1 protein-coding gene is annotated in these 745 nt (G+C 35.2%); it reads left to right on the top strand.

Annotation, left to right across the window (positions count from 1 at the left end; genetic code table 11):
- Window positions 1-622 (top strand): TRCF domain-containing protein (locus UC75_RS19810; RefSeq protein WP_322842879.1); only part of this gene is annotated, 622 nt, incomplete at its 5' end.
- Window positions 623-745 lie beyond the last annotated feature (123 nt).

The raw sequence follows: 745 nt of genomic DNA on the forward strand, positions 1-745 counted from the left end.
TTTTATGCTAGCTACAGAGGATTTAGAAATTCGCGGTGCTGGTGAGCTTTTAGGTGAGCAACAAAGTGGTTCTATGCAGGCAATTGGATATAGTTTGTATATGGAAATGCTTGAAAAAGCCACTAAGGCGATTCAACAAGGAAAAACACCGAATTTTGATGCACCTTTATCGCTGACTGCGGAAATTAATTTACATATTCCGGCACTAATTCCAGATGAGTATTTAGGAGATGTGCATCAGCGCTTATTGTTCTATAAACGTATTAGTAATACAGATACACAAGAAAAACTTGATAATATCCGTATGGAACTCATTGATCGTTTTGGAGTTCCTCCGCAATCGGTTAAACATTTGTTTACTGTCCATCAGATTCGCTTGAAAGCAGAGCAACTGGGTATCACAAAAATCGATATTAATACTCAAGGTGGTAATATTGAATTCTCACCTGATACACCTGTTCAAGCGATTAGCATTATTCAGCTGATGCAGAAGCATCCGACCTATTATCGTATGGAAGGCGGACAGCGTTTAAAAGTTATGGTTCAGTTAGAAGAACAGGAAAAACGCATTCAATTTATTAATGATTTATTAGCTAAATTATTAAATGAATTACATGCTTAAATAGTGTTTCAAAGTGATTTTATTCCCATACAAATTTTTTAAAAGCTGATATCAGAATTTTATGCACGATTTCTCGGATCACACGAGGAATAAGTGCATAAAATCATTGTTATTTGTAATCAA

It is taken from the genome of Acinetobacter sp. V2 (assembly GCF_001188385.1).
Lineage (GTDB): Bacteria > Pseudomonadota > Gammaproteobacteria > Pseudomonadales > Moraxellaceae > Acinetobacter > Acinetobacter oleivorans.